At 68.1% G+C, this 25,957-nt stretch carries 28 protein-coding genes; 6 read left to right on the top strand and 22 right to left on the bottom strand.

Going from position 1 to position 25,957, the window contains the following annotated elements; translation table 11 throughout:
• Positions 1-359 precede the first annotated feature (359 nt).
• From AB0E56_RS07555 to AB0E56_RS07490, 14 genes are all read right to left on the bottom strand, one after another.
• Positions 360-572: a hypothetical protein gene (locus AB0E56_RS07555; RefSeq protein WP_183150775.1), complete on the bottom strand. Its 213-nt coding sequence runs from the start codon at positions 570-572 to the stop codon at positions 360-362.
• 151 nt (positions 573-723) lie between these two features.
• Positions 724-1,914, bottom strand: a complete 1,191-nt coding sequence (gene tuf / locus AB0E56_RS07550; protein ID WP_017829210.1) for an elongation factor Tu — start codon at positions 1,912-1,914, stop codon at positions 724-726.
• Between the two features lie 150 nt (positions 1,915-2,064).
• Complete coding sequence (gene fusA / locus AB0E56_RS07545) at positions 2,065-4,179, bottom strand: elongation factor G (RefSeq protein ID WP_359797900.1); 2,115 nt, start codon at positions 4,177-4,179, stop codon at positions 2,065-2,067.
• Between the two features lie 87 nt (positions 4,180-4,266).
• Complete coding sequence (gene rpsG / locus AB0E56_RS07540; protein WP_017201608.1) at positions 4,267-4,737, bottom strand: 30S ribosomal protein S7; 471 nt, start codon at positions 4,735-4,737, stop codon at positions 4,267-4,269.
• Between the two features lie 5 nt (positions 4,738-4,742).
• Complete coding sequence (rpsL, locus tag AB0E56_RS07535) at positions 4,743-5,111, bottom strand: 30S ribosomal protein S12 (RefSeq protein WP_017201609.1); 369 nt, start codon at positions 5,109-5,111, stop codon at positions 4,743-4,745.
• Between the two features lie 241 nt (positions 5,112-5,352).
• Entirely contained in the window at positions 5,353-6,000 is a 648-nt protein-coding gene (locus tag AB0E56_RS07530) for a spermidine/putrescine ABC transporter substrate-binding protein (protein WP_359797897.1), read from the bottom strand.
• 175 nt (positions 6,001-6,175) lie between these two features.
• Positions 6,176-6,607 (bottom strand): hypothetical protein, encoded by a 432-nt coding sequence (locus AB0E56_RS07525; RefSeq protein WP_359797895.1) that lies wholly within the window; start codon positions 6,605-6,607, stop codon positions 6,176-6,178.
• Between the two features lie 65 nt (positions 6,608-6,672).
• On the bottom strand, positions 6,673-7,695 hold the full coding sequence (locus AB0E56_RS07520; RefSeq protein ID WP_359797893.1) for an ABC transporter: 1,023 nt from the start codon (positions 7,693-7,695) through the stop codon (positions 6,673-6,675).
• A gap of 112 nt (positions 7,696-7,807) precedes the next feature.
• Positions 7,808-7,960 carry a hypothetical protein gene (locus AB0E56_RS07515; RefSeq protein ID WP_183150780.1) on the bottom strand — a complete coding sequence of 51 codons (153 nt, stop codon included), beginning with the start codon at positions 7,958-7,960 and terminating at the stop codon, positions 7,808-7,810.
• Between the two features lie 68 nt (positions 7,961-8,028).
• A complete protein-coding gene (locus AB0E56_RS07510) occupies positions 8,029-8,682 on the bottom strand; it encodes a hypothetical protein (RefSeq protein WP_359797892.1) in 654 nt (217 codons plus the stop codon).
• Entirely contained in the window at positions 8,679-9,011 is a 333-nt protein-coding gene (locus AB0E56_RS07505) for a PadR family transcriptional regulator (protein ID WP_359797890.1), read from the bottom strand. The genes AB0E56_RS07510 and AB0E56_RS07505 overlap by 4 nt, the downstream gene beginning before the upstream one ends.
• Before the next feature lie 69 nt (positions 9,012-9,080).
• Positions 9,081-9,995 (bottom strand): sugar ABC transporter permease, encoded by a 915-nt coding sequence (locus AB0E56_RS07500; RefSeq protein WP_359797888.1) that lies wholly within the window; start codon positions 9,993-9,995, stop codon positions 9,081-9,083.
• Position 9,996: 1 nt separating this feature from the next.
• Complete coding sequence (locus tag AB0E56_RS07495; RefSeq protein WP_359797887.1) at positions 9,997-11,601, bottom strand: ABC transporter permease subunit; 1,605 nt, start codon at positions 11,599-11,601, stop codon at positions 9,997-9,999.
• Between the two features lie 70 nt (positions 11,602-11,671).
• Positions 11,672-12,880, bottom strand: coding sequence for a maltose ABC transporter substrate-binding protein (locus AB0E56_RS07490; RefSeq protein ID WP_359797885.1), 1,209 nt, complete (start codon positions 12,878-12,880; stop codon positions 11,672-11,674).
• Positions 12,881-13,068: 188 nt separating this feature from the next.
• Between AB0E56_RS07490 and AB0E56_RS07485 the strand changes: the two genes are divergently transcribed.
• Together AB0E56_RS07485 and AB0E56_RS07480 are read left to right on the top strand one after the other, a co-directional pair.
• Entirely contained in the window at positions 13,069-13,557 is a 489-nt protein-coding gene (locus tag AB0E56_RS07485) for a YajQ family cyclic di-GMP-binding protein (RefSeq protein WP_045264630.1), read from the top strand.
• Positions 13,558-14,040: 483 nt separating this feature from the next.
• The gene (locus AB0E56_RS07480; RefSeq protein WP_359797883.1) at positions 14,041-14,673 is read left to right on the top strand and encodes a GntR family transcriptional regulator; all 633 of its coding nucleotides are present in this window, start codon (positions 14,041-14,043) and stop codon (positions 14,671-14,673) included.
• Positions 14,674-14,679: 6 nt separating this feature from the next.
• Here AB0E56_RS07480 and AB0E56_RS07475 read toward each other — a convergent pair whose 3' ends face one another.
• From AB0E56_RS07475 to AB0E56_RS07455, 5 genes are read right to left on the bottom strand one after another with little or no spacing between them, the layout of a single operon-like run.
• Positions 14,680-15,687 carry an alpha/beta hydrolase gene (locus tag AB0E56_RS07475; protein WP_359797881.1) on the bottom strand — a complete coding sequence of 336 codons (1,008 nt, stop codon included), beginning with the start codon at positions 15,685-15,687 and terminating at the stop codon, positions 14,680-14,682.
• A gap of 57 nt (positions 15,688-15,744) precedes the next feature.
• Positions 15,745-17,118 (bottom strand): FAD-dependent oxidoreductase, encoded by a 1,374-nt coding sequence (locus AB0E56_RS07470; protein ID WP_359797879.1) that lies wholly within the window; start codon positions 17,116-17,118, stop codon positions 15,745-15,747.
• 59 nt (positions 17,119-17,177) lie between these two features.
• Positions 17,178-18,239, bottom strand: coding sequence for a polyprenyl synthetase family protein (locus AB0E56_RS07465; RefSeq protein WP_359797877.1), 1,062 nt, complete (start codon positions 18,237-18,239; stop codon positions 17,178-17,180).
• A gap of 46 nt (positions 18,240-18,285) precedes the next feature.
• Positions 18,286-19,005, bottom strand: a complete 720-nt coding sequence (locus AB0E56_RS07460; protein ID WP_359797875.1) for a class I SAM-dependent methyltransferase — start codon at positions 19,003-19,005, stop codon at positions 18,286-18,288.
• The gene (locus tag AB0E56_RS07455; protein WP_359797874.1) at positions 19,002-19,565 is read right to left on the bottom strand and encodes a hypothetical protein; all 564 of its coding nucleotides are present in this window, start codon (positions 19,563-19,565) and stop codon (positions 19,002-19,004) included. The genes AB0E56_RS07460 and AB0E56_RS07455 overlap by 4 nt, the downstream gene beginning before the upstream one ends.
• 56 nt (positions 19,566-19,621) lie before the next feature.
• On the opposite strand from AB0E56_RS07455, the gene AB0E56_RS07450 reads away from it, so the two are divergent.
• Positions 19,622-20,875 (top strand): isochorismate synthase, encoded by a 1,254-nt coding sequence (locus tag AB0E56_RS07450; protein WP_359797872.1) that lies wholly within the window; start codon positions 19,622-19,624, stop codon positions 20,873-20,875.
• Positions 20,876-20,881: 6 nt separating this feature from the next.
• Here AB0E56_RS07450 and AB0E56_RS07445 read toward each other — a convergent pair whose 3' ends face one another.
• The 3 genes from AB0E56_RS07445 to AB0E56_RS07435 are packed head-to-tail and all read right to left on the bottom strand — an operon-like array spanning position 20,882 to position 23,755.
• Entirely contained in the window at positions 20,882-21,724 is an 843-nt protein-coding gene (locus AB0E56_RS07445) for a polyphosphate kinase 2 family protein (protein ID WP_359797871.1), read from the bottom strand.
• A 16-nt stretch (positions 21,725-21,740) separates the two neighbouring features.
• Positions 21,741-23,390: a 2-succinyl-5-enolpyruvyl-6-hydroxy-3-cyclohexene-1-carboxylic-acid synthase gene (gene menD / locus AB0E56_RS07440; protein ID WP_359798272.1), complete on the bottom strand. Its 1,650-nt coding sequence runs from the start codon at positions 23,388-23,390 to the stop codon at positions 21,741-21,743.
• A gap of 14 nt (positions 23,391-23,404) precedes the next feature.
• Positions 23,405-23,755: a PLD nuclease N-terminal domain-containing protein gene (locus AB0E56_RS07435; RefSeq protein WP_183150789.1), complete on the bottom strand. Its 351-nt coding sequence runs from the start codon at positions 23,753-23,755 to the stop codon at positions 23,405-23,407.
• Between the two features lie 75 nt (positions 23,756-23,830).
• Here AB0E56_RS07435 and AB0E56_RS07430 point away from each other — a divergent pair, with 75 nt between their 5' ends.
• From AB0E56_RS07430 to AB0E56_RS07420, 3 genes are all read left to right on the top strand, one after another.
• A complete protein-coding gene (locus AB0E56_RS07430) occupies positions 23,831-24,259 on the top strand; it encodes a hypothetical protein (RefSeq protein WP_359797869.1) in 429 nt (142 codons plus the stop codon).
• A 71-nt stretch (positions 24,260-24,330) separates the two neighbouring features.
• On the top strand, positions 24,331-24,987 hold the full coding sequence (locus AB0E56_RS07425) for a thioredoxin domain-containing protein (protein WP_359797867.1): 657 nt from the start codon (positions 24,331-24,333) through the stop codon (positions 24,985-24,987).
• A 126-nt stretch (positions 24,988-25,113) separates the two neighbouring features.
• Complete coding sequence (locus tag AB0E56_RS07420; RefSeq protein WP_359797865.1) at positions 25,114-25,920, top strand: tyrosine-protein phosphatase; 807 nt, start codon at positions 25,114-25,116, stop codon at positions 25,918-25,920.
• Positions 25,921-25,957: the final 37 nt, after the last annotated feature.

Raw genomic sequence — 25,957 nt, 5'->3', positions numbered from 1 at the left:
GGGGGCACACCGAACGCGAGTAGCCCGGCGTGAAGGGACGCCGAACTCCTCGACTGAAGGCGCGACGGAAGACCCGCCGCGCAGGCAGGGAGACGCTCAAGCGCACGGAGTGCGCGCGTCGCACGATGATCCCCAAGATCGTTGTCCCCAGTTTCAACGCGGAAAGCCGCGTGCTTCGGGAAACCGAACCCCTTCGGCTTCCCCGACCGCAAGATCCCCAGGCGGTCGAGACGATCCTACTCGATACGACAGTGAATTCGCCACATCCGCGGCGGTGCACGATGAAGGCTCTTCCCCGCACGCGCGAAGCGGCGACCCACCCGGAGGTGGATCGCCGCTCGGATCAGGTTCGGTTGGTGCTACTCGTTGCCGACGGCCTTGTCCGCGCTGTCCCGGATCTCATCGATCTTGTCGGCAGCACCGGGGGCGATCTTCTTCGCGAAGTCGGCGACGCCGTCGAGGACCTTGTCGCTGATGTCCTCCGCCTGCTCGCTCTTGACCGCGTCCGCGATCTTGTCCTTGTTCTGCTCGTAGAGGTCTTTGCCCTTGTTGACAGCGTCCTCGATACCCATGTGAATCCCCTTCTGACGTGAATGCCGTCGACCGGAGGTCGACCACACTCATTGTGCATGTCCCCTCCCCCGAAGGGAACCCTCCGCACACCGTGTCAACGACAGCGGGGCCGGACCCGAAGGCCCGACCCCGCTGCGAGGAAGCAGATGCTTACTTGATGATCTTCGTGACCGTACCGGCGCCGACGGTGCGTCCACCCTCACGGATGGCGAAGCCGAGGCCCTCCTCCATGGCGATCGGCTGGATCAGCTCGACCGTCATGTCGGTGGTGTCGCCGGGCATGACCATCTCGGTGCCCTCGGGCAGCGAGATGACGCCGGTGACGTCGGTGGTGCGGAAGTAGAACTGCGGGCGGTAGTTCGTGTAGAACGGGTTGTGACGGCCACCCTCGTCCTTGGACAGGATGTACGCCGTGCCCTCGAAGTCGGTGTGCGGCGTGACCGAACCCGGCTTGACGATGACCTGACCGCGCTCGACGTCCTCACGCTTCGTGCCACGGAGCAGGAGACCACAGTTCTCGCCGGCCCAGGCCTCGTCGAGCTGCTTGTGGAACATCTCGATACCCGTGACCGTGGTCTTGACGGTCGGACGGAGTCCGACGATCTCGACCTCGGAGTTGATGGCCAGCGTGCCACGCTCGGCGCGACCCGTGACGACGGTTCCACGACCGGTGATCGTGAAGACGTCCTCGACGGGCATCAGGAACGGCTTGTCACGGTCACGCTCCGGGTCCGGAACGCTGTCGTCGACAGCCTGCATCAGGTCCAGGATCGCCTGGGTCCACTTCTCGTCGCCCTCGAGAGCCTTGAGAGCAGAGACACGGACGACAGGAGCGTCCTCGTCGAAGCCCTGGCCGGCGAGCAGCTCGCGGACCTCGAGCTCGACGAGCTCCAGGATCTCCTCGTCGTCGACCATGTCGGACTTGTTCAGCGCGACCAGCAGGTACGGAACGCCGACCTGCTTGGCGAGCAGCACGTGCTCACGCGTCTGAGCCATCGGGCCGTCAGTGGCGGCGACCACGAGGATCGCGCCGTCCATCTGAGCCGCACCGGTGATCATGTTCTTGACGTAGTCGGCGTGGCCGGGAGCGTCGACGTGCGCGTAGTGGCGCTTCGGGGTCTCGTACTCGATGTGCGAGATGTTGATGGTGATACCACGCTGGCGCTCTTCCGGCGCCGAGTCGATGGAAGCGAAGTCACGCTGCACGTTGGTGTCGGACGGGTACTTGTCAGCAAGCACCTTCGAGATCGCTGCGGAGAGCGTGGTCTTGCCGTGGTCGACGTGACCGATCGTTCCGATGTTGACGTGCGGCTTGGTCCGCTCGAACTTGGCCTTAGCCACTGGGTCCTCCTCAGGACGTCGTTGTAGAGGTGACCGGGCACTGGTTTGCGACCGGTTCTCTACGGGTTAGGTTCTCAGTTTAGTAGAGAGGGAATGTGAAGTTGTAGGTGACCTGGGAGCCGGACCGGAGCCCGGCTCCCAGAAGGGTGATTACTCGCCCTTGGTCTTCTGGACGATCTCGTCGGCCACTGCGCGGGGAACCTCAGCGTAGCTGTGGAACTCCATCGAGTACACGGCACGGCCCGAGGTCTTCGAGCGCAGGTCGCCGATGTAGCCGAACATCTCGGACAGCGGGACCTGAGCGCGGACCACCTTGACGCCGGCGGCGTCCTCCATCGACTGGATCTGGCCACGACGCGAGTTCAGGTCGCCGATGACGTCGCCCATGTACTCCTCGGGCGTGCGGACCTCGACGGCCATCAGCGGCTCGAGCAGCACGGGGTTGGCACGACGAGCGGCCTCCTTGAAGCCCATGGAGCCCGCGATCTTGAACGCCATCTCCGAGGAGTCGACGTCGTGCGCCGCGCCATCGACGATGGTCGCCTTGACGCCGACCATCGGGTAGCCCGCGAGGACACCGACGTTCATCGCGTCCTGGAAACCGGCGTCGATCGACCCGATGTACTCACGAGGGATGCGACCACCGGTGACGGCGTTCTCGAACTCGTAGGTCTTCTCGGAGTCGAGCTCGAGCGGCTCGATCGTGAACTGGATCTTGGCGAACTGGCCGGATCCACCGGTCTGCTTCTTGTGCGTGTAGTCGTGCTTCTCGACGGCCTTGCGGATCGTCTCGCGGTACGCCACCTGCGGCTTGCCGACGTTGGCCTCGACGTTGAACTCGCGCTTCATGCGGTCGACCAGGATGTCGAGGTGCAGCTCGCCCATGCCCTTGATGGTCGTCTGACCGGTCTCGGGGTTGAGCTCCGTGCGGAAGGTCGGGTCCTCCTCAGCGAGCTTCTGGATGGCGACACCCAGCTTCTCCTGGTCGGCCTTGGTCTTCGGCTCGATGGCGACCTCGATGACGGGCTCGGGGAACGTCATCGACTCGAGGACGACCGGAGCTGCCGGGTCGGTCAGGGTGTCACCCGTGGTGGTGTCCTTCAGACCGATGACCGCGTAGATGTTGCCGGCGGTGACCGAGGGGACCGGGATCTCCTTGTTGGCGTGCATCTGGAAGATCTTCCCGATGCGCTCCTTCTTGTTCTTGGTCGAGTTGACGACGGCAGAACCGGAGTCGAGGTGACCCGAGTACACGCGCACGTAGGTGAGGCGACCGAAGAAGGGGTGCACGGCGACCTTGAACGCCAGGGCGGCGAACGGGTCGTTCGCGTCCGGGTGGCGCTCGATGATCGTGTCGTAGTCCTTCGGGTCGTGCGCCTCGATCGAGCCCACGTCGAGCGGGTTCGGGAGGAAGTCGACGACCGCGTCGAGCATCGGCTGCACACCGCGGTTCTTGAACGCGGAGCCGCAGAGCACCGGGTAGATCTCGCTGGCGACGGTCAGCTTGCGGATCGCGCCCTTGATCTCGGCGACAGTGAGCTCTTCGCCGCCGAAGAACTTCTCGAGCAGCGCGTCGTCGGTCTCGGCGACGGTCTCGAGGAGCTGCTGACGGTACTCGTCGGCCTTCTCCTTGAGGTCTTCCGGGATCTCCTGGATCTCGTAGGAGGCGCCCATGGTGACGTCACCCTTGGAGTCACCCGCCCACACCAGGGCGCGCATCTCGATCAGGTCGACGACGCCGATGAAGTCGCTCTCCGCGCCGATCGGCAGCTGGATGACGAGCGGCTTGGCGCCCAGACGGTTGACGATCGTGTCGACGGTGAAGTAGAAGTCCGCGCCGAGCTTGTCCATCTTGTTGACGAAGCAGATGCGGGGGACGTTGTACTTGTCGGCCTGACGCCACACGGTCTCGGACTGGGGCTCGACACCCTCCTTGCCGTCGAACACGGCGACGGCACCGTCGAGGACGCGGAGCGAGCGCTCCACCTCGACCGTGAAGTCCACGTGACCGGGGGTGTCGATGATGTTGATCTGGTTCTTGTTCCAGAAGCAGGTCACGGCGGCAGACGTGATCGTGATGCCGCGCTCCTTCTCCTGCTCCATCCAGTCGGTGGTCGAGGCGCCGTCGTGCGTCTCGCCGAGCTTGTGGTTGACGCCCGTGTAGAACAGGATGCGCTCGGTCGTCGTGGTCTTGCCGGCATCGATGTGCGCCATGATGCCGATGTTGCGGACCTTGCTCAGGTCCGTGAGCACGTCTTGTGCCACAGGAGTGTCCTTATCTTTTGGAGCAGTCGTACTGCGAAGAGGGGGTGCCCGCCCCTCGGTGTGTGACCGAGGGGCGGGCGAAGCTGTTTACCAGCGGTAGTGAGCGAACGCGCGGTTCGACTCGGCCATCTTGTGCGTGTCCTCGCGGCGCTTGACCGCGGCACCCAGGCCGTTCGACGCGTCGAGGATCTCGTTCTGGAGACGCTCGGTCATCGTCTTCTCACGACGGCCCTTCGCGTAGCTGACGAGCCAGCGCAGAGCGAGCGTGTTGGCGCGGTGAGGCTTGACCTCGACCGGCACCTGGTAGGTCGAGCCACCGACGCGGCGGCTGCGGACCTCGAGAGTCGGGCGCACGTTGTCGAGCGCCTTCTTGAGCGTGGCGACGGCGTCCTGACCGTTCTTCGCCTCGACGCCGCGGAGGGCGCCGTAGACGATCGACTCGGCCAGCGACTTCTTGCCGTCGACGAGGATCTTGTTCACCAGAGAGGTGACGATCGGTGCGCCGTATACCGGGTCGTTGACGACGGGGCGCTTCGGGGCTGGTCCCTTACGAGGCATCTAACTCAACCCTTCTTCGCGCCGTAGCGGGAACGAGCCTGCTTACGGTTCTTGACAGCCTGGGTGTCCAGGGCGCCACGGACGATCTTGTAACGCACACCGGGGAGGTCCTTGACACGACCGCCGCGAACGAGCACGAGCGAGTGCTCCTGCAGGTTGTGGCCCTCACCGGGGATGTACGCGGTGACCTCGGTGCCGTTGCGGAGCTTCACACGAGCGACCTTGCGCATCGCCGAGTTCGGCTTCTTGGGCGTGGTGGTGTAGACGCGGGTGCAGACCCCGGCCTGCTGCGGGTTCGACTTGAGCGCCGGCGCCTTGGTCTTGGTGACCTTGGGCGAGCGACCCTTGCGAACCAACTGCTGAATGGTTGGCACGTTCTCTCCTCATAGTGCTGCACGGTGACAGCGTGATGGGTTTCACATCATGACCCACCGGCACGCCGGATTCGACGAGCTTTTGGTGTGGTGGGTATGCCGTGGGGGCGGACCGGCATGGTGCCGACGCCCAGTGCGCACGTCAAGACGTGCACACACCTGGTCAAGTGTAATGCCGCGTAACGTGGCGGTCAAATGAACGTGCCCCTCGATGCGGCCTCCGCGCGCCGGATGCGCACTCTCAGGGCAGGTCGGGGTCGAACGGCGAGTCCAGGGACTGGGTCAGCTCCGCGAGCAGAGCCTCGATCTGCGGCTCGACGTGCTGCGAGATCGCCGCCTGGATGTGGATACGGTGCCGCAGCAGGATGCCGCAGATCTCCCGCCCGACGAGGTTCGCGTACTCGTCGGCGAGGGCGACCTCCTGGCGCAGAGCGATCTTCGCCTCCTCCGTCAGCGGCGGCAGCGCCGGCAGCTCGGCGGCGGAGTCATCGGCGAGCCCCGCGATCGTGAACAGGAAAGGCGCACCAGGCACCGGCTCGGGATCCAACGGCAACCCGTCGAACTCGGGGTCGAGGTCTTCCGCCGGGCGGTAGCTGCGGGCGCGGTTGCGGGCGGCCTGCTGGTCGAGTTCGCGCTGCAGCATCGGCAGGTTCCTCGCCGTGTAGTCGGCGACCGCGTGATCGACGATGGTCTTGATCCGCGTCGAGAGCCCGTGCTGTACGCCATGCGGGGTGTCCGCTCCGATGCCCGCCGCGGAGAGGATGGGCGACCCGAGGCAGCGGCGGCATGGCGCGACACGACCGCGATGGGTGGCCGGCTCCCAGCGCGGCACCCAGCGCAACCAGGCCTCGACGGCCTGGTCGACCTGCGTCTCCAGTGAGCGCTCCACCCCACCAGCGTACGGCGCGTCGCCCGTCGTGGTCACGATTTCCGGTGTTCCGGCGAGGCGGTCTTCGGTTCGACGCCGACGATCAGCCGAGGTGTGGACGATCGTCCGACTCCATGCCGCGGAACAGTCCGCAGATCGTCACCGTGTCGGCGGATCGGCACGAGGGAGCGCACCCTCACTCGTCTTCGTCGCGCTCCCACGGCCAGCGCGGATGTGAGGCGCGGGTGCGGCGCAGGGCGATGCCGCCCCAGCTCGCGACGAGTCCGGCCAGGAGGAGGACGGCGCTCGCCCCGCCGCGGACGAGGTCGCCTGCCACGGAGGTCGCGATGACGAAGCCGGCACCGAGCAGCACCCCGAGCCACACGATCACCAGGTGTGCAAGAGCGGTGAGAAGGGCGATCGTGACCGTCGCGCCGTACGATGGCCGGTCGCGACGGAGAGCCGACCACAGCGTGAACGCGAACACCGCAACGGCGACCGCCATCCCGATCGCCCCCGGGGCCTGCCCGAGCCCTGGCACCGCGATGATGTCCGTGTCGGTGGCCACGCTCAGCGCGCCCAGCCCGAAAAGCGCGAGGGCGAAGAAGCTGATCGTCGCGAGGACCACCGCGAGGACAGCCGAAACCCCCGCGGACTCGGGCCCGCGGGGGTTCGGTGTGGTGGAGTCCGTGGCTACCTCGACAGGGTCGGGCCGGCTTCGAGGGTGCGCTCATACTCGCGCTGCGCCTCGGCGTTCAGCTCGGTCTTGCGTGCACCGCTGCGGGAGACCCAGGCGCCGAACCAGATGGTCAGCTCGCGGGCGAACACGAAGGCGGCGATGGCCAGGGGCGCCAGCAGCTGCTCACCGGCGAGTTCGAGGCCCTCCGACGCCGTGAGCTTCCAGAACGGCGCCTCGAAGAGCTGCCCGAGGATGTGTCCGGCATAGGCGATGACGCCGACGATGATGCCGAACACGACCCAGAGGCCCCAGCGACCGCGGTTGATGATCGCTCCCAGCAGCCAGAAACCGAGGAAGAAGACGACGACCGGCGTCCAATAGCCCCACGTGGTCAGCGGTGCGAGCGCCTCCTGACCGATGTTTTCACCGTTGACGTCACCGGCGATCGCTCGGAGGCCGAGGGCCGTGCCGAGGTACAGGATCGCGAAGACGAGCGTGGCGAGGAGCCCGATGAGACCCGCGGTTCCGCGGTTGCCCCGGTCGCGCGGCGGCTCTGGGGCCTGGACGAAAATCGGCTGCGGCTGCGCTGCGGCGGTCGCGGCGACCAGCGGCTCGGAGGGGACGATCCGGGTGTCGGAGTCGTCTCCATACGGCGTGTACGCTGCGTCGGCCATCGCCGAGTCCTGGTGTCCGTACCGATCGGGATCCGTGGCGGGCGCCGCGAAGACCGAGGTGGCGTCGGCGTCTCTGGACTCGTCCGCGGGAAGCCGGGGTTCCTCGGCCACGACCGGGGATACGGCGGGCGGCGGCGACGCGAACGTGCCAGGGTGGTCGCGCTCTGCGGCCTCGAATGCGGCGAGGTCGGGATCGACCGGCCTCTCGGCAGCGGCGTCGGTCGGCTCCGCCTTCGGCGCGTCGGAGGCACCGGGGACATCCGCACCCGCTGCGGCGGCGGCGTCGAGGCCGGCGTTCGCGCTGCCGACGACGTCGTCTACGTCAGCCGGCTTCTCGGGCTGGGGAACGTCGGGGTCACTCATGGGGTGCGCCTCTCATCGGAAATGTGCATTGTGAGGGTACCGCCCGGCGGACGACCGCTCCCGCAGGCGTGCCGACGTGTCGTCATACACGGGACCTGAGCTCGCGCGCCCCTCAGGGAAGCGCATCGCGCAAGGCGTCCCCCGCGAACTCCGCGAGCGTCGGCAGGATCGGCAGCGAGAGCCAGATGAGCGCTCCGATGACGCCGACGCAGACGATGCCCGCGAACCAGCTCATCACGAGATTGCGCCCAGCGACACGTGCCATGCTCTCACGGTACGACCGCAAGGCAGCACGGCCGGGGAGCAACGCCGGGAGTCGTCCCCACGGTGCATTCAGCGGGGTACGCGCCCGCGGAGACGCCAGAGCAGCCAGAGCCCGGACACGGGGATCAGGAGGAGGCCGATTCCGAGGAAGCCCATCCACAACAGGTCGTACCACGCCGGCAGCAGCGGATTGACGACGGGCGCCGTCCCGGTGCCGGACGAACTGCCTCCGGAGTCCGACGCGCTGAACGTGACCATCGTGGAGACGAGGAGGAGAGACACCCCACCGACGACGAACGGGATGACGATCGCCACGACCTTCTCCCACGTCCTCCAGAGCGGGCTCAGGCTGACCAGCACCGCGCCGACGAACCATCCGAGGACAGGGAGGACGAACCCGCCGAAACTGAGCGTCAACGCCGCCGCGATCGCGAAACCGCGGGTCGACGTCGTCGGCGGACGAGGTGCGGACGGCGCGGCGACGGGCGGAGCGGTGACGATCGTGACGGCGCCGGGCACCTCGTCCTGCGCCTCGCGTGCGATGGCCACGGGGTCGCCGAGCTGCGCGATCCGCATCTCGGTGGCTGCGGCGTCGAGACCCTCGAGCTCCTCGACGATGCCCCCGCGGATGTCGGACGCGACACCGTGGGGCAGTCCCCGCATCGCCTCGTCGAGTCGCGCGAGGTAGTCGTCGCGCAGAGCGTCTGCGGTGGTCTCTGTCATGATCGTCCCTCTCCGACGATGCCCGTGACGACACGGGCGAACGGTGCCCACTGGGCGCGGAACCGGTCGAGCTGCTCGGTCCCGGCCTCCGTGAGGCGGTAGTACTTGCGCACGGGCCCGCTCTCCGACGGGAGGTCGAAGGTGCTGACCCACCCGTTGTCCCGAAGCCGTCCGAGCAGCGGGTAGAGCGTTCCGATGCTGGCGATCAGCCCCGCTCCCGTGAGCGCTTCGGCCAGCTGCCAGCCGTACATCGGCTCGCGCGCGAGCAGGCCGAGCACGCAGTACTCCACCACCCCTTTGCGCATCTGCGCGCCGATGTCAGCTGTCATGCATGACAAGGTAGCATGTGATGCACGCTACCGCGACGAGGAAGTGCGCGCGGGCACCTGAGGGGCTGGTCAGCCCTTCGTCGCGCCCGCGGTGAGTCCGCCGACGATGTACTTCTGGAGGAAGAGGAAGAGGATCATGACGGGGATCGCCGCCATCACGGCACCGGCAGAGAACGCGGACCAGTCGGCATAGCGTGGGTTCGCGACGAGCTTGGTGAGTCCGACGACGAGCGTCTGCTGTTCGACATCCACGAGCATCACACTCGCGATCACGTACTCGTTGACCGTGCCGATGAACGACAGCAGCCCGACGACCGCGAGGATCGGCGCCACCAGACGCAGGATGATCGTGAAGAAGATGCGCGCGTGTCCGGCGCCGTCGATGCGGGCGGCCTCGTCGATCTCCTTCGGGATCGTGTTGAAGAATCCGTACATGAGGTAGGTGTTCACACCGAGGGCGCCGCCCAGGTACACGAGGATCAGTCCGGTGTGGGTGTTCAGCCCGATCGCCGGGAACCAGTCCCCCAGCGTCGACATGAGCAGGAAGATCGCGACCACGGCCAGCAGCTGCGGGAACATCTGGACGACGACGATCGTGACGAGTCCGACACGACGCCCGGCGAAGCGCATGCGGGAGAAGGCATATGCCGCGCAGGCCCCGATGAAGACCGTCACGGCCCCCGTGACCACGGCGATCAGCAGAGTGTTCAGGAACCACTGGCCGTAGGGGTTCTGCGGATCGCTCAGAATGCGCACGTAGCTGTCGATCCCGACCGCCGAGAACAGCTGGTTGGATCCGGTCAGTGTCCCCTTCGGGTTCAACGACGCCGAGACGACGTACAGCAACGGGAACAGGGCGAACACGCTGACGACGATCGCGACCAGGTGTCGCCAGCCGGTGTCGGCGAACCAGGCGCCGAAGCTGCGGCGACGCGGGGCGAGGGCCTTCTCTTCCCTGGTGGAGCGAGGGGTGGCGGTGCTCATGTCAGTTCAGCTCCTCGAGGGCCTTGGTCTTGCGGAAGCTGATGATCGAGATGGTCGCGACCACGACGAAGATCAGGATCGTGAAGGCGGAGGCGAGACCGTAGTCGCGGGTCTGCCCGGTGAACGCGACCTTGTAGACCATGGAGATCAGGATGTCGGTGTGCCCGACCGGGATCGATACGTCGCTGAAGCGCGGACCGCCCTTGGTGAGCATGTAGATCAGGTTGAAGTTGTTGAAGTTGAACGCGAACGACGAGATCAGCAGTGGCGCGACCGTCACCAGCAGCAGGGGCAGCTTGATGCGACGGAAGATCTGCCACGGATTGGCGCCGTCCATCACCGCCGCCTCGTTCACGTCCTCGGGGATGCCCTGCAGCGCCCCCATGCAGACCAGGAACATGTAGGGGAAGCCGAGCCACAGGTTCACCAGCAGCACGGACGCCTTCGCCAGTGCCGGATCGGTCAGCCACGGGATGGACGCCCCGCCGAAGATCACCTGGTTGATGAAGCCGAAGCTCTCGTTCATCATCCCGGCCCAGACGAGCGCCGACAGGAACGCCGGGAACGCGTACGGGAGGATGAGGATGATCCGATAGCCGTTGCGGAACCGCATCTTGGTGTTGTTGAAGACCAGTGCGAGGAGCAGGCCGAGGAAGAACGTCGTGGCGACCGAGATCAGGGCGAACGCGAAGGTCCAGAGCGTGACCGAGATGAGCGGGCCGCGGATCGAGGAGTCGGTGACCGCACGCACGAAGTTGTCGAAGCCGACGGTGGTCTGCCATCCGGGCAGCAGCTGCTCCCCGGAATCGGACGTGAACGCGCCGTCGCCCGTGTCGGAGTAGACCGTGCCGGTCGTGGTGTCGGTGATCGTGTCGGCATCCGCGTCGTATGCGAGCGTCGAGACGTAGAGATAGCCCTTCTGGCCGTCGGGTGCCCGGAGGCTGCCGTCGTTCGGGTCGTCGCTGAACGGGACCGACAACTTCTCCAGTTCTTCCGAGAGCGTGAAGACGGTCGCGAGCGGAAGAGTGGTCCACCCGTCCGTCGAGACGGCCTTGCCGCCCTCGAACTCGGCGTCGACCTCTTCCAGCGGCTGCTCCGCGGTGCCCACGAGCGCGTCGCCGGAGTCGGGGTCGGTGACCAGCAGGCCGTAGGTGCCGAACTGCTCGACGACCGTGACGGGGAAGGTCGGCGAGTCCTCGACGCGCTCCTGCGCGGAGGCGAGGAGGGAGGAGATGGCCTGCTCCTTCGTCCCGTTGTGTCCCGTGCCGTAGTTCGTGAAGCCGATGTAGCCGGTGTAGAGCAGCGTGAAGACCTGGAACACGATCAGGAAGATGATGCCCGGCGTCAGGTACTTCGCCGCGATGCGCTTGCGGGAGAAGTAGATGTAGTTGACGAGCACGGCGACTGCGACGACGATGCCGAGGATCAGCCACTCCTGGTGCAGGAAGAGCACGAACGCCGCGTACAGCGCGATCGCGTCGACCACGGCCAGGAGGAGGATCTTCAGGAGCATCCAGCCGACCGGTCCGGATGCGGCTTCCGCGATCTTGGCCGCCTGCCGCTGACGTCGGGTCGGAGGAGCGATGCGCTCTTCGGTGTCTGTCATGTCGTCCTCGTCATGATCCTGCCGGGGCGGGCGGTGGACGCCCGCCCCGGCAGGGCCAGTGTGCTGTCTGCTACTTGATCGCGGCGGTCACGTCGTCGACGAGCTTCTGCCACGTCGTCGCCGGGTCCGCGCCGTTGATGATCGCCGCCTCGGCGACGCCCCAGAACTGCCAGACCGCACCCATGGCCGGGATGGCGGGCATCGGCACGGCATCCGCACCGACGGCCTGGAAGCCGGCGATGATCGGGTCGGAAGCCGCCGTGTCCGCTGCCGCGGTCAGCGCGGGCAGGACGTTGCCGGCCTTGAACAGTTCGAGCTGAACATCTTCGGTGCCGATGTAGTTGACGAGGAAGTCGTTCGCGGCGACCTTGTTCTTCGACTCGGAGCTCACGAAGAAGCCCTTCACGCCCGCGAACGGCGAGGCCGTCTCGCCGGTCGGGCTCGGGATCGGGTCGATCGCGACGTTGATGCCGGCGTCCGTGGCGGCGCCGACGTTCCACGGGCCGGTCAGCCAGAAGGCGGCCGTGCCGTCGAGGAACTGCTGCTTGGCGATCTCGCCGTCGATGTCGGTGTTCAGCACGCCCGCAGCGCCCTGCGCACCCAGCCAGTCGGCGAAGGCGAAGCCGCCTTCGCTGCCGAGCTGCAGGTCGGTGGAGTCGTAGCTGCCCGAGTCGTCGGTGCCGAAGACGGGAGCGCCGAACGCGGTCTGGAACGGGTACAGGTGATACGGGTTGCCCTCGGCCCCCTGCTCCACGACGAACGTGCCCTTCGAGACCATGTCGTCGAAGCTGGTGGGTGCCGTGGGCACGAGGTCGGCGTTGCGCAGCACCGCGATGTTCTCGACCGCGTACGGGAGCATGTAGACGGTGCCGTCGTAGGTGGCGGCCTGGAGCGCGACCGGGAGGTAGTCCTCAGCGCTGTCGCCGAGCTCGATCGGAGCCACGACGCCGTTGGTGGAGAGCTCGCCGAGCCAGTCGTGGGCGCCCATGACCACGTCGGGGCCCTTGCCGGTCGGCACCTGCTGGATGAAGTCGTCCTTCATGTCGTCGACGGACTTGCCGACGAGATCGACCTTGACGCCGGTCTTGTCCTCGTAGGAGTCGGCGGCGCCCTGCAGCGCATCGACGCGCTCCGCATCGACCCAGACGACCAGTGTGCTGCTGTCCTTCGAACCCGAGTCGTCGCCGCCGCTGGTGCCCGCGGAGCAGCCGGCAAGCGACAGAGTCGAAACGATGGCGATGGCGCCTGCGGCGACGATGCCCCTCTTGTTCACCTTCATTGGTGTGTGCCTCTCTCAATGCTGTTGGCCTGCATGGACTGCAAGCGCTTACAGTATGCATCGAAATCGAGGGACTTTGCAACGAGGCAGGGTTGCGATATCAACCTGTGACCGAGCGATTCCGACGATCGCCGTGTGAAAACGCTTCCACGACTCTCGAAAATCAGCAGGCTCGATACACTTCCTGTATGGCTGACAGTTCCTTTGACATCGTCTCGAAAGTGGATCACCAGGAGGCCGAGAACGCCCTGAACCAGGCACGCAAGGAGATCGAGCAGCGCTACGACTTCAAGGGCACTGGCGCATCGATCGCCTGGAGCGGCGAGAGCATCCTGATCATCGCGAACTCGGAGGAGCGGGCCAAGGCCGTGCTCGACGTGTTCCAGTCGAAGCTGATCAAGCGCGGAATCTCGCTCAAGAGCCTGGAGTCGGGGGATCCCTTCGCCAGCGGCAAGGAGTTCCGCATCGTCTCGACGCTCAAGGACGGCATCTCCTCGGAGAACGCGAAGAAGATCAACAAGATCATCCGCGACGAGGGGCCCAAGGGCGTCAAGAGCCAGATCCAGGGAGACGAGCTGCGCGTGCAGTCCAAGAGCCGCGACGACCTCCAGTCGGTCATCGCCCTGCTCAAGGGCGCCGACCTCGACCTTGACCTGCAGTTCATCAACTACCGCTGAGGCTGCGCGCCGACCCTGACGGCGAAGACCCCCATCCGCACTGGCCGGGTGGGGGTTTCTCATGCGGTCCTCAGGAGTGTCATGCTACCTTTCATCATATTGCATTCCGATATTTGGGCTGAAGTGCTAAAGACTGGATTCGGTCGCCTCGCTGCGGCTGACGACGTGATCGTGGGATGACGCACTGCCGGTGTACGGCTGGGCGATTTCGGGAATCGCGAGGGCCTACCCTCGTGGGGACGAGGCCACGGCAGTTCCATGCGTTCACGTCTTCCGCGGCCGGCGGATGTCCCGTATCCGCCGGCCGCAGAACCACGAGAAGAAGAACAAGAAGAAGGATCCCGTTCGCCCTTTGTTCCGCGCCCCCACGCGGATCACGGAGTCGGATGGGCGTAATCGGCATCCGATGCGGCCCCTGACCTACTCGCCCTCCGGGCGGACCGGGGGGCGCTCGGGATGAGAAGGGCTACTGGGGGCAGATCCATGGGCAGTATCGGATCGACGAGTATCGGCGAGAGCAAGCAACTCCTCGCCGAAGAGGTCTTCCACCACGTGGGGAGACTGATCATCGACGGCACATTGGCAGGGGGCGAGCGCATCCGCGACGTCGACGTGGCGGAGGAGCTGCACGTGTCGCGCACACCCGTTCGTGAGGCGCTCCAACGCCTCGAGAGGTTGGGACTGGTGACCATGTATCCGAGCAGGTACACCGAGGTCACGGAGGTGACCCCCGACTCGATCGCGCAGTCGCTGGACTTCGCGGGCTACCAGGCGGGGATCGCCGCGCGCCTGGCCGTGCCGCGCCTCTCCGCGGCACAGCGCGAGCACGTCGGCAGGCTCATCACCGCGCTGCCGGCCTCGCTGGACGATCCGAGCACGACGTGCCAGGCGCGATGGGCTGTGTTCTCCTACCTGGCCGACCGGAGCGGGAACGCACAGCATCGGACGCTGATGGAAGACGCGAGCATCGTGCTGTTCCGGAACCTCCGCGACTGGGTGGTACCCGCGGCGGACCGAGCTCGGATGCGCACGGTGTACGCCGACTTCGCCGAGGCGGTGCGACGCGGCGACGGCGACACGGCCGAACGCCTCGTCAGGGCGATGTACTGCCTGTGAGCGACCTCACCAGGTGGCGCGCCAGCCCGTGACCCAGCGGTCGAGACGCCGATAGGCCTCCTCGCGCGCCTCGTGCCGGGAGAGGAAGACGTCGTGCAGGGCGCCGTCGATGCGTTCGACCGTCACACTCGGGCCGAGCCGGAGCGCCGCGCGGGCGATGTCGTCGACGACGAGCACGGAGTCCGCGGAGGTGATGTCGTCCGACCACCGGGTCGGGGGGACGAAGCGCGCCGACAGCAGCACACACACGGGCGCGCTGATCGACAGCCCCGCCGCCACGGTCTTGTGCCCCGACAGGATCGCGTGCAGCCAGCCCGCGTACACCGCCATGGTCTGTGCAGGACGCCAGAGGGGATTCACCTCCATCGGGTCGTCCGGATCGGCGACCTCCTGCTGCGCGCGGGAGTAGAAGCCGAGGTCGACCTGGGGCGCTGCCTCCAACGGACGGATCCGCGCCTGCAGCTCGACCATCGGCGCGATCGCGGCACGTGCGGGCGCGAACTGGAACTCCAACCAGGGGCTGTTCAGGATGACCGCATCGGCCGCATCGGGGTGCCTCGACGCCCAGAGGCTCAGGGTGAGCCCCCCTGTCGAGTGACCGAGCAGGACGAGACGACGGGTATGCGGGGACTCCCCGACCGGACGCCCCATCGCCCCCAGCGCGGCGGCGATGTCTTCGTCGTAGGTGGCGAGATCCGCGACGTATCCCGGCGTCTGCCACTCACGCAGGCTGCGACCGTACTTGCGCAGATCGAGCGCGTAGAAGCGGGCGCCTCTGGAAGTCCAGAAGCGCGCCAGTCGCTTCTGGAAGAAGTAGTCGGACCATCCGTGCACGTACAGCACGTCGACGCCTTCGAGCAGGGGCACAGGGCCGCGGACGCGCTCCCACCACCCCGGCTCGACCGGAAGCGCACGGACCAGGGTGGCCATGACAGGACCCTGCTCGTCGACACCGAGGTCGAGGGTGAACTGCTCGAACTCGTCGCCGAGCACATCCGGGATCCAATCGGCCATGCGTTCCTCCCCCGTCGTCGCCAGGCTAGCCGACGCCGCCGCCAGGGGCCGACAGGGCTACTCGCCGCGCGAGACGCGCACCATCTCGTCGCGCGGGACCACCTTGACGCGCGCACGCTCCACCGGCGCACCCAGCGCGATCTCGTGCTCGTCGAGGCGGTGCCATCCGTCAAGGTCGGTCCAGCGAACGCCGCGCTCACGCAGGAGTTCGACGATCGACTCCTCCGAGGGATCTTCCGGGTGCCACCAGGAGCCCTGGTCGTTGATGATGTGCCGCACCGTCTCCATCGCATCGGACTTCGTGTGCCCGATCAGACCCACGGGGCCGCGCTTGATCCAGCCGGTGGCGTAGATGCCGGCGACGCGCTCGTTGGAGTCCTTCGCGAGCACCTGACCCTCGCGATTGGGGATCACACCGTGCTTCTTGTCGAACGGCACTCCCGGCAGCGGCGACCCGAAGTATCCGATCGCGCGGTACAGGGCCTGGAGCGGCACCTCGCGCAGCTCGCCCGTGCCCACCGCACCGCCCTGACCGTCGGGCTTCGTGCGCTCGTACACGAGGGCAGCCACCCGTCCGGCGTCGTCTTTGCGGACCTCCACAGGGCGTGCCCAGAAGTGCAGGTGCAGACGGCGCGAAGCGGAGCCTCTCGCGTTGTTCACCGAGTCGCGCTTGCGCCACGACTGCAGGATGCGGTCGATGACCATGACCTGCTTGTTGCTGGCGACGGCGTCTTTCGCCGCGTCGTCGTAGTCGAAGTCCTCGTCGTACACGACCATGTCGACATCGCGCAGTTCGCCGAGCTCACGAAGCTCCAGCGGCGTGAACTTCACCTGGGCAGGGCCGCGGCGCCCGAACACGTGCACATCCGTGACCGCGCTGGCCTGGAGACCCTCGTAGACGTTGGCGGGCACCTCGGTGACCAGCAGGTCTTCGGCGTGCTTGGCGAGCATCCGCGCCACATCGAGCGCGACGTTCCCGTTGCCGAGCACTCCGACGGACGCGGCGTCCAGCGGCCACTCGCGCGGAACATCCGGGTGCCCGTCGAACCAGCTGACGTAGTCGGCCGCGCCGTAGGACGCGACTGCGTCGATGCCGGGGATGTCGAGCGTGGTGTCGCGGATGGCGCCGGTCGCGAAGATCACGGCGTTGTAGTGCTTCTTGAGGTCGTCGAGAGTGATGTCCTCGCCGAAGCGGACGTTGCCGAACAACCGGATGTCACCGCGATCCAGCACATCGCGCAGGGCCGTGATGATGCCCTTGATGCGCGGGTGGTCGGGGGCGACGCCGTAGCGCACGAGCCCGTACGGCGCCGGGAGCTGCTCGAAGAGGTCGATCGACACGTCGAACTTGCGCTCGGCCTTCAAGAGGATGTCCGCGGCGTAGATGCCGGCGGGTCCCGCACCGACGATGGCCAGTCTGAGCTTGGTCATGGGAGGTCCTTTCGTATGCCGACGCAGCCGGCGGGCCACCAGAAGGCGCCCGCACCGGTTCAGCTGGAGCGTTCGGCGAGGGTCTCAGCGAATCGTGTCAGCGCCTCGCGCACCGTGCCACGCGGAAGCGGCTCGAGGGCGTCGACGGCATCCTGCGTCCAGGAGTGTGCGAGTTCGAGGGTCTTCTGCGTCACCGCGTGATCACGGAGCTCGTCCAGGACCCCGCCGAGGATCGCCGGGTCCGCACCGTCGGCGATGAGGGCGACCCCGTCGTCGATGCGTGCGGCCAGGTCGACCGACGCCGCATCACCCTCGGCCTTCAGCAGCAGATAGGGCATCGTCGGCACGCCGGCGCGCAGGTCGGTACCCGGCACCTTGCCCGTCTCCTCGGGCTTCGCCGACAGGTCGATCACGTCGTCGAGCAGCTGGAACGCGACGCCGATCTTCTCGCCGTACACACGGAGCGGCTCCTCGAACGCGGTCGGGGCGTTGGAGAAGATCACGCCGCCCTGAGTGGCCGCGGCGATCAGCGAACCCGTCTTGTCGGCGAGCACCTGGATGTAGAAGGCGATCGGGTCGTCGTCGGGCTGCGGGCCGAGGGTCTCGTGCATCTGCCCGAGGACCAGGCGTTCGAACGTGTCGGCCTGAAGACGGATGGCGCGCTCGCCCAAGCGCGACATCAGCTGGCTGGCGCGGGAGAACAGGATGTCGCCGGTGAGGATCGCGATGTTGTTGCCCCAGACCGCGTGTGCGGCAGGCACCCCGCGACGGCGGTCGGCGCCGTCCATCACGTCGTCGTGGTACAGCGAGCCGAGATGCGTGATCTCGAGCGCCTTGGCGACGTCGACGACTTCGGCGGTGTTGCCGTCTCCGAGCTGAGCGGCGAGCAGCGTGAGCACCGGACGGATGCGCTTGCCGCCCGCCTCGTAGAGGTAGCGGCTCGCGGCATCGGCCAGGGGGTCGGCGACGCGCACATCGTCGGCCAACCCGGTCTCGACGAGCTCGAGACCCTCTTCGATGGCGCGCGCGACCTTGCGGGCGGCGGGGCCGATGAAGACACGGTCGCTGAACCCGAGACGGCTCGCCAGCCGCGAACCCGGGGCGATGGGGCTCGAAGTCACGATCTCAGCCTACCTGCGTCGTGTGCGGCGATCGCGCCGGACGAGGTCACGAGGGCTTGCGCGCTCTGTGCAGGGCGACGATGCCGAACGACAGGTTGCGGTAGGCGACGTCGGTCCATCCCGCCTCGCGGATCCATGCGGAGAGCTTCTTCTGGTCCGGCCACTCGCGGATCGACTCGTTCAGATAGTCGTAGGCATCGCCGTTGGTCCCGGCCACGCGCGCGACCCGGGGCAGCACCTGCGCGTTGTAGAAGCGGTAGGCACTGCGGAAGAGCGCGCCGGGCGGGGTGGAGAACTCGTTGATCACGAGCCGGCCGCCGGGCCTGGTCACCCGGTACAGCTCACGCAGCGCCTTCTTCGGGTCGTTCACGTTGCGCAGCGCGTACGACATGGTCACCGCGTCGAACTCGGCATCGGCGAACGGGAGATCCGTCGCATCCGCCTGGACGAAGGACAGATTGCGCATGGCGCCGTGCCGACGCTCGCCCTCGGCGAGCATGCCGGGCGAGAAGTCGGCGGCGACGACCTCGGCCCCGCTGCGCGCGAGGGATGCAGAGGACGACGCGGTCCCCGCGCCGAGATCGAGGATCTTCTCCCCCGGTTTCGGCGCGACGGCGCGCGTGGTGGCGGCGCGCCACAGGACGTCGTTGCCGAAGGTCATGGCCGTGTTGGTGCGGTCGTACCCCGCGGCGACCTGGTCGAACATGCCGCTCACGCGGGCGGGGTCCTTGCCGAGATCGGCGCGGTTCTTCTCGTTCGAGGTCACGGATCCAGTCTAGGCGCGAGGCCCAGCGCCTCGAGGCGGTCGAGCCACGGATCCGCGGTGGCGTCGTCGAACGGTGCGACCTGGGTGCGCACCCGCTCCTCCAGGTCGAGGGCGAGATCTTCGAGGCGCGTCATGACCTCGACGGGGTAGCCGTATCGGACGCTGTGCTCCGCCCATTCGTCACGGTCGTCGACCCAGGTGCCGCGTGCACCCTCGACCCGGACGACGTCGAGGTCCATGTCGATGCCGGTCGCCAGCAGCGGGTCGTCCGACCACCGGATCTCCCAGCCGAGGTCGATGTAGACGCGCATACCCCTGGGGTGACGCCGGTTCACGGTCACGGCATGATCCGCACTCGCCGGCACCAGCGTCACGTTCGGGCCCGCCGCATGGAACTCCGCGCCAGGACGGATGCTGTGCCACCCGATCGGCTGGCCGATCCAGTCGCCCCACCCGTCCGCCCCGAGGTACACGCACTCGTGGCGCCAGTGCGGCGACCCGTCCCACTTCCGCCACTGGAAGACCATCTCGGTGCCGGGTGCGGGGCGCGCGTCGCTCATCCGTTCACCCTACGACGCCGGAGTTCCGGGTCGTCGACGCGGCATAGGCTGGACTCGTGCACACCACTCACCTGGTCGTGGAGACCCGCGAGATCGACCCGGTCGAAGACCTCCTGGCGTACGCCGACCCCGCCCGTCCGCTCGCCTGGCTCCGCCGCGGGGACGGGATCGTCGCGGTGGGCGAAGCCCTGACGGAGCTGCGCCCCGGCCCTGCGGCCGACATGGCCCGCACGGAAGCGCTCGCCACCGTGTGGCGCGGGATCTCGGCCCGCGCGGAGATCTCCGACCCCGTCGGACTCCCCGGCACCGGTCTCGTCGCCTTCGGCGCCTTCACCTTCGACGAGGAGTCCGCGGCCGACAGCGTGCTCATCGTGCCCTGGCGGGTGCTCGGCCGGCACGGCCACCGCTTCTGGGAGACGCGCATCCGACTCGCGGCCGACACCCGGCAGGCGGCGGGGCTCGCCTCGCACCCGTACGGACCGCATTGGGCCGGCACGGTCGGGCCCGGAGCGCAGAGCCCGCAGGGATATCAGGACTCTGTGCGTCGAGCCCTGGCGCGCATCGGCGAGGGCGAGCTGAGTAAGGTCGTCCTCGCCCGCGACCTCACCGGGACGATCCCCGTCGGCTCCGACCTGCGCCGCCTCGTGCGTGCCCTGTCGACCGGCTACCCCGACACCTGGGCGTTCGCGGTCGACGGGCTGATCGGCGCGAGCCCGGAGACCCTCGTCACCGTTCAGGACCGCACCGTGACCGCCCGCGTGCTCGCGGGGACGATCGGGCGCGGCGCCGATGCGGATGCCGACACCGAGGCGTCGACGCACCTCGCCTCCAGCACCAAAGACCTCGACGAGCACCAGTACGCCGTGCAGAGCGTGCTCGCCTCGCTGCGCGCGCACACGAGGGCACTGGCGGCGAGCGAGCAGCCGTTCCTGCTCAAGCTGCCGAACCTCTTCCACCTCGCCACCGACGTGGAGGGCGAGCTGGCCGACGGAGAGTCCGCGCTCGATCTCGTGCGTGCGCTCCATCCGACCGCCGCCGTCGCCGGGACACCGACCCCCGCGGCGATCACCGCGATCCGCGACCTCGAGCCCTTCGACCGCGGACGCTATGCGGGGCCGGTGGGGTGGGTGGACGCCGAGGGCAACGGCGAATGGGCCATCGCGCTGCGCTGCGCCCAATTCACGGCAGGGGAAGACGCCATCGGGGTCACCGCATACGCGGGTGCGGGAATCGTCGCCGGCTCCGACCCGGAGAGCGAACTGCTCGAGACGCGGGTGAAGTTCCGTCCTCTGGTCGACGCCCTCGCCTGACGCTGCTCAGCTGGCGGCGAGGCGCTTCTTCTCGGCCTCGACGTCGAAGTCGGCGGCGGGCCACTGCGGGTCGATGTCCTCGAGCGCCGCGAGCAGCAGCTCCTGCACCGCGAGCCGCGCATACCACTTGGCGTTCGCGGGAACGACGTGCCACGGAGCGACATCGGTCGAGGTGCGGTCGAACACGGCCTGATAGGCGTCCATGTACTGCGGCCACAGCATCCGCTCGTCCACATCGCCGGGGTTGTACTTCCAGTATTTGTCCGGCCGTTCGAGGCGCTCCATCAGACGCTCCTTCTGCTCCTCCGGCGAGATGTGCAGCATGACCTTGACGATGCGGGTCCCCGACGCGGCGATGCGCGCCTCGAACTCGTTGATCGCGTCGTAGCGGCGCTCGATCTCGGCAGGCGGCGCGAGCTCGCGAACGCGTCCGATCAGCACGTCTTCGTAGTGCGAGCGGTCGAACACGCCGATGAAGCCGGGTTCAGGCAGGCGCTTCTCGACGCGCCACAGGAAGTCGTGCGCGCGCTCCTCCGCGGTCGGCGCCTTGAACGCGGCGAGCGCCACGCCCTGCGGATCGACGCCGCCGACGACGTGCCTGACGATGCCGCCCTTGCCTGCCGAGTCCATCGCCTGGAGCACCAGGAGCACCGAGTCCTTCGCCGTGCCGACCCGGCTCTCGGCGAACAACCGCTCCTGGAGCCCGTTGAGGTCGTCGAGGCCCGCCGCGAGATCGGCCTGCCCCCGCGACTTGCCGTGGTCGTACCCGGGCTTGCTGTCCGGGTCGAGGTCGGCGAGACGGAAACCGCTGCCGACGCGGAGCGTCTGCGTCCAGGTGTGCGCGTTCATACGCACATCCTGCCAGTCAGCGCGGCAACGGCACCTCGATGATCTGACGTCCGCCGCGAGGCGAGGTCAGCGCCTGGTCGAGCGCCGTGCGCGTCGTGACCCGCTGGTACTCCCACCCGTACGCGAGGGCGAGGTGCTCGAGGCGGACCGTCTGTGGCGTGTAGAACGCGCGATCGAGGTCGGCCGCGCGTGCGGAGGACGCGACTTCGAGCGAATCGAAGATGGTCCCGCCCCCGTCGTTGCCGACGATCACCTGGAGCCGCGGCTCGGTCTCATCGGGCGGGAGGAGCAGGGCGCCGACATCGTGCAGGAACGCGAGGTCGCCGAGCAGCACCCTGGTCACCCCGGGTGCGCCCGCGGCCTGACTGGCGAGGGCGATGCCCGTCGCGGTGGCGATCGTGCCGTCGATGCCGGCGAGACCCCGGTTGGCGTGCACCGGGACCTTCTTGCCGCCGAGCACCTGATCGGCGACCCTGACCAGCCGTGACGAGCCGAACACCAGTCGGTCATGCGGCCAGGTGGCGCGCCACACGGCATCGACCAGGAGCTCGCGGTCGAGCGGGCGCCGGACGGCGTCGAGCTCGGCCTTGACGGCCTCCCGTCGAGCGGCGAAGTCGGTGGAGGCGAGCCCCTCAGGGTCTGGGGCGTTCTCGCTCAGGTCGACGACCTCGGCCGCCGACGCCTGGAGCCATGCGCCCAGCCACTCGCGGTCGGGTGCACCGGGGGCGACGGAGACCGCGCCGACGCCGCGGGTGCGGTGGTTGAGGTCGAGTGCTTCGCCACCGCGACGCCGGGCGATGACCTCGACATCGGTCCGCGACAGGAGCGCGGCGACCTCCCGGCTGAGGGTGGGGTGGCCGAGCACCACGACGCGCTCGATGCGTCCGCCGAGGTCGTCGCGGGCGAGCAGCCGCCGATAGCCGTGCACGAGGTGGCGCCCGAACCGCGCGCCGCTCACGATCTCCGCGATCAAGGGCCAGCCGCCGGTGTAGGCGAGCTCCTCGGCATCCGGCCCCGCATCCGCGCCGGCGACCACGACGGTACGCGGCCCGCGTTCGAGCACCAGCCCCTCACGCGTCGAGGGGTGCGGCGCATCGCCGGGAGCCACCCCCACGGTCGGCAGCGCGCCGGACAACGGTTCCCGCGAGGGGAGGTTCAGGTGCACGGGGCCTGCGACCCCCGGCAGGGCGTGCTCGATCTCGCCGGCCCCCATCGCCGCGGTGACCGCACGCTCGCCGAGCCCCGACCAGTCGCCGTCTCCCGGCACGGGGGCATCGACCTGATCGCGCACCCACGGGTGGAAGAGGCCGTCTTGGAGCGTGGCCTGGTTCGCGCCGACCCCGCGCAGTTCGGGCGGGCGGTCGGCCGTGAGCAGGAGCAGGGGGACGCCGGAGTGGAACGCCTCCATCACGGCAGGCAGCAGATTGGCGACGGCCGTTCCCGATGTGCAGACGACCGCGACCGGAACGCCCGTCTCGCGGGCGATGCCGAGAGCCGTGAAACCGGCGACACGCTCATCGATGCGAACGTGCACCCGCACATGGCCCTCCTCCGCGAGACCCACCGCGGCGAGCGCGAGCGCCTGCGACCGGGAGCCGGGAGACAGCACGACGTCGCGCACACCGTGGGCGATGAGGTCGGCGATCAGGGATGCCGCGGCATCCATGGCCGGCGATGAGGTCACGGGCGCTGGTCCGTGGCCGGCGGCTCGTCGGTCTCGTCATCGAGGCGGGCGAGCTCCTCCTCGAGCCGGCGGATCCGCGCGTCCTGTTCCGTCTTGCTGATGCTGCGCAGGAACGCCGGATCGTCGTCCGGAGCGATGACGGGGCGGGTCCCGGAATCGTTCGCGCGGCGACGGCCGATCACGAACCACAGGATGCCGCCGATGACGGGCAGGAGCACCACGATGAAGATCCAGGCGGTCTTGGACACGCCTCGGTGCCGCGTCGCCGGCTGCACCGCGCAGTCGACGATGCTGTACACCCAGAACACGGCGGCGAGGAAGCCGCCGATGATCAGTAGTCTCGCCACCCCTCCAGTGTAGGCGTGTCGGCGCCGTACCGGCCCCGGAGGGGACAGAGGCACCGTTGCTAGACTGCGCGGGAAATGCTGCCCACATCGCCGGATCGGATACCGCGAGCGCGGGACGAGCGGGTGCTGGTCGCTCGGATCATCACCGCCGTCGGCCTCGCGCTGCTGCTCGTCGTCGGCGCCTGGTCGACCTCGCACGGCACGGCCGATCTGCACGCGACACTGTGTCTCGCGGCCGGCGTCTCGGACCCGACCTCCACCGCATCGGGCACGGGCTCCGCGACGGACACCCCTGCGGTCGACGCGGTGTCGTCCGACGCGGCGCTGTGCCTGATCGCGGCGCTCTGCGTCGTCGCGCTCGTGCTCCTGTTCCGCCGGCTCGTCGATCGGCGGCGTGGCCTGCACCTCACGCACGCACCCCGGACGACGGCACCGCCGCGTGCCGGCCCGCGCATCCTCGTTCCCGCTCTCACCCTCGCCCAGCTCTCGATCTCCCGCACCTGAATCGCGACGCGCGCATCGAGCCGCCTCGGCGGCATCCTTCCCCGTCGTATCCCCGTGTGTCTGGAGACCCCATGAAAACCTCTGTCAAAGCGACCCTGATCACCATCGCCGTCGTCATCGTCCTGCTCATCGCCGCCATCGTCATCGCGCTCTCGCAACGAGCTCCTTCCCCCTCCACCGACGACGGGGTCACTCCCCCGCAGCCTCTGCGCACCGATTCGCACGTGCTCGACGACGGCGGCGCGGACGCCGTGACCGTCGTCGAGTTCCTCGACTTCGAGTGCGAGGCGTGCGGCGCGTTCTACCCCGTCGTCGAAGAGCTTCGCGACAAGTACGCGGGCGACATCACCTACGTCGTGCGGTACTTCCCCCTGCCGGGGCACATCAACTCGACGCAGGCCGCGATCGCCGCGGAGGCCGCTGCCCAGCAGGATCGCTTCGAGGACATGTACCACCGGCTGTTCGAGACCCAGGCGCAGTGGGGCGAGAACACCGAGGAGACGCCCGAGGTGTTCCGGGCCTTCGCCGAAGACCTCGGGCTCGATCTGGCAGCCTACGATGCGGCCGTCGCCGACCCCGCCACCGCGGAACGAGTGCAGGCCGACAAGATCGACGGCGAGGAGTTGCAGGTGAACAGCACGCCGACGTTCTTCGTCGACGGCGAGCAGGTCGTGCTGCAGGACTGGGACGATCTGGAGCAGGCGATCGAGAACGCGATCAGCGGCTGAGCGCGTCGCTGCGCACCCACGTCGACACTCCTTCTGCGTCGTACCGCAGGAGGGGTGTCGGCGTGCTCGTCCCGCGGGGCCCTGCCGATACGCTGACACCAGAATCACGGAGAGGGTTGAACGACGATGGAGCTGACGTCGATCCTGCAGGGGACGCACAATGCACGAGGACTCGGTGGACTGCCGACCTCGGGAGGCGGAACCGTCGCCTCGGGCCTCCTCTTCCGCGCCGACGCGCTCGCGGCGCTCACCGACCTGGGCCTGCAGGAGCTCGTCGACCTCCGCATCGGCACCGTGATCGATCTGCGCACCGACGCCGAGCGCTCGCGTGCGGCGGATCGCCTGCCGGAAGACGGGAGCGTGACGCTGCTGCCGTTGCCCATGCAGGGCGGCGCCATGGACGAGATGGTGAAGCATCTGATCCCATCGGGACGCGGTACCGGTCTCTCCGTCACCCAGGTCGCCGAGGCGCTGAAGCGGGTGCCCACCTTGGAACAGTTGTACGTCTCGATCCTGGAGGGCAGTGCCACGCAGTTCGCGACCGTGGCTCGGACCGTGCTCACCGCATCGCGCACCGATCGCCCCGGCGTCCTGTTCCACTGCACGGCCGGCAAGGATCGCACCGGCCTCGCCGCGGCCATCCTGCTGTCGGTCGCCGGGGTGCCGCGCGAGGCGATCGTCGAGGACTACACGCAGACCGAGACGAACCTCGCCCTGGGCCTCGCGGATGCCCTCACCGGACTCATCACCTCCCTCGGCGTCCCCCTCACGCCGGGACTGAAGACGCTGGCCACCGAGTCGCCGGCGTCGGCGATCGAGGCCGCACTGGACTGGATCACCGCGAACCACGGCGATGTCACGGGCTACCTCCGCAGCGGCAGCATGGACGAGGCCGAGATCACCGATCTGCGTCGGGTGCTGCGCGGTGAATAGACGGCACTGCACCGCACGGTGATGTCATCGCTACGCT

The sequence above is a fragment of the Microbacterium sp. NPDC028030 genome, assembly GCF_040637855.1.
Taxonomy (GTDB): Bacteria; Actinomycetota; Actinomycetes; order Actinomycetales; family Microbacteriaceae; genus Microbacterium.
The sequence above is the reverse complement of the archived record's forward strand: the minus strand, read 5'-3'. Positions and strand labels throughout refer to the sequence as shown.

Excerpts from the sequence above, each read along its gene's own strand:
- AB0E56_RS07555 (WP_183150775.1), bottom strand. The coding sequence starts at position 572 with ATGGGTATCGAGGACGCTGTCAACAAGGGCAAAGACCTCTACGAGCAG.
- rpsG (WP_017201608.1), bottom strand. The coding sequence starts at position 4,737 with ATGCCTCGTAAGGGACCAGCCCCGAAGCGCCCCGTCGTCAACGACCCG.
- AB0E56_RS07520 (WP_359797893.1), bottom strand. The coding sequence starts at position 7,695 with ATGAGTGACCCCGACGTTCCCCAGCCCGAGAAGCCGGCTGACGTAGAC.
- AB0E56_RS07515 (WP_183150780.1), bottom strand. The coding sequence starts at position 7,960 with ATGGCACGTGTCGCTGGGCGCAATCTCGTGATGAGCTGGTTCGCGGGC.
- AB0E56_RS07510 (WP_359797892.1), bottom strand. The coding sequence starts at position 8,682 with ATGACAGAGACCACCGCAGACGCTCTGCGCGACGACTACCTCGCGCGA.
- AB0E56_RS07505 (WP_359797890.1), bottom strand. The coding sequence starts at position 9,011 with ATGACAGCTGACATCGGCGCGCAGATGCGCAAAGGGGTGGTGGAGTAC.
- AB0E56_RS07500 (WP_359797888.1), bottom strand. The coding sequence starts at position 9,995 with ATGAGCACCGCCACCCCTCGCTCCACCAGGGAAGAGAAGGCCCTCGCC.
- AB0E56_RS07495 (WP_359797887.1), bottom strand. The coding sequence starts at position 11,601 with ATGACAGACACCGAAGAGCGCATCGCTCCTCCGACCCGACGTCAGCGG.
- AB0E56_RS07490 (WP_359797885.1), bottom strand. The coding sequence starts at position 12,880 with ATGAAGGTGAACAAGAGGGGCATCGTCGCCGCAGGCGCCATCGCCATC.
- AB0E56_RS07485 (WP_045264630.1), top strand. The coding sequence starts at position 13,069 with ATGGCTGACAGTTCCTTTGACATCGTCTCGAAAGTGGATCACCAGGAG.
- AB0E56_RS07480 (WP_359797883.1), top strand. The coding sequence starts at position 14,041 with ATGGGCAGTATCGGATCGACGAGTATCGGCGAGAGCAAGCAACTCCTC.
- AB0E56_RS07475 (WP_359797881.1), bottom strand. The coding sequence starts at position 15,687 with ATGGCCGATTGGATCCCGGATGTGCTCGGCGACGAGTTCGAGCAGTTC.
- AB0E56_RS07470 (WP_359797879.1), bottom strand. The coding sequence starts at position 17,118 with ATGACCAAGCTCAGACTGGCCATCGTCGGTGCGGGACCCGCCGGCATC.
- AB0E56_RS07455 (WP_359797874.1), bottom strand. The coding sequence starts at position 19,565 with ATGAGCGACGCGCGCCCCGCACCCGGCACCGAGATGGTCTTCCAGTGG.
- AB0E56_RS07445 (WP_359797871.1), bottom strand. The coding sequence starts at position 21,724 with ATGAACGCGCACACCTGGACGCAGACGCTCCGCGTCGGCAGCGGTTTC.
- menD (WP_359798272.1), bottom strand. The coding sequence starts at position 23,390 with ATGGATGCCGCGGCATCCCTGATCGCCGACCTCATCGCCCACGGTGTG.
- AB0E56_RS07430 (WP_359797869.1), top strand. The coding sequence starts at position 23,831 with ATGCTGCCCACATCGCCGGATCGGATACCGCGAGCGCGGGACGAGCGG.
- AB0E56_RS07425 (WP_359797867.1), top strand. The coding sequence starts at position 24,331 with ATGAAAACCTCTGTCAAAGCGACCCTGATCACCATCGCCGTCGTCATC.
- AB0E56_RS07420 (WP_359797865.1), top strand. The coding sequence starts at position 25,114 with ATGGAGCTGACGTCGATCCTGCAGGGGACGCACAATGCACGAGGACTC.